At 73.2% G+C, this 1,001-nt stretch carries 1 protein-coding gene; it reads right to left on the reverse strand.

Annotation, left to right across the window (positions count from 1 at the left end):
• Positions 1–533: TPM domain-containing protein (locus tag AC2W7A_RS12815; RefSeq protein WP_485991664.1), on the reverse strand; the 533-nt coding region annotated here is incomplete at its 3' end.
• Between the last annotated feature and the right edge of the window lie 468 nt (positions 534–1,001).

Raw genomic sequence — 1,001 nt, forward strand, 5'->3', positions numbered from 1 at the left:
GATGCTGACGCCCCTTGCCGTCCAGTGTGCGTCCACGGCATCGTCCACGCCGTCGGCGGCGGCCAGCGCGGCGGGGCAGCCAGGTGTCCGCGCCCGGCTCGGGGCAGCAGCGGCGCGATGTAGCTGCGGCGCACGTCGTCCTGCAGGGCGTTCACATCGGAGGCCTCGTGGGCGTCGAAGCCGTAGCGGCGGTTCTCCACATCGATCGCCAGCACGGAGTCCGAGCTGCCGAGTCCGTTGGTCCGGGCGAAGTCCTGCACGAACCGCTGCTGGTCTCCGCCGGGGAAGCCGTCCACGTAGACCACGTAGAGGCCCTCGCCGGTGTCCCGGCGCAGCTGCGTGATGCGGTCGGTCAGCTCGGACTCCTCGGAGGAGGGGAGCACGTCCGCCTGGTCCACCACGAAGGTCCCCGGGGGCACGTCCATCGCGGCCTGCGCGGGCATCGCGAGTCCGGCCGCGAGCATCCCGGCGCCGCCGGCCAGGACCGCACGGGCGAGCACGGGGACAGGACGGCGGAGGGGGGATCGCTGCACAGGGACGCTCCTGACGGGGTCGAAGGGTCCGCGGCCATGCCCGGGATGCCCGGGGTCCGGCGCGCGGGGTCTGCCTGCTGGCAGTCTAGGCAGGGCGGGGGCCGACGGTGAAGGGATCGCCGCACACTCCGCCCACAGCTGACGCGGAGCCGAATGCATCCAGTGATGTCATGACCAATCCGCAGCTCAGGTGCAGACGACGTCCAGGGGATGTCCAGTGAGCCGTCCCATGATGATCGCCGTCAGCCCCGCGCCGACCGGCGCACCCGAACCGCAGGGACGGCCGCGCCGCCCGCGACTCGAGACCCGCGGCGATGCACGAGAGGAACAGGACCATGTCGTACCACCACCAGCAGCAGGCGCCGAACGACGCCCACGGCCAGACCCCGTCGTCTCCGGGGGCCGCGCAGCGGTCGCCGAAGCGCGTCGGCACCGGCATGCTCGCCGGCGTGCGTCCCTGGCGGCCGG

Source organism: Micrococcus sp. LASM2_SD2, from assembly GCF_057364565.1.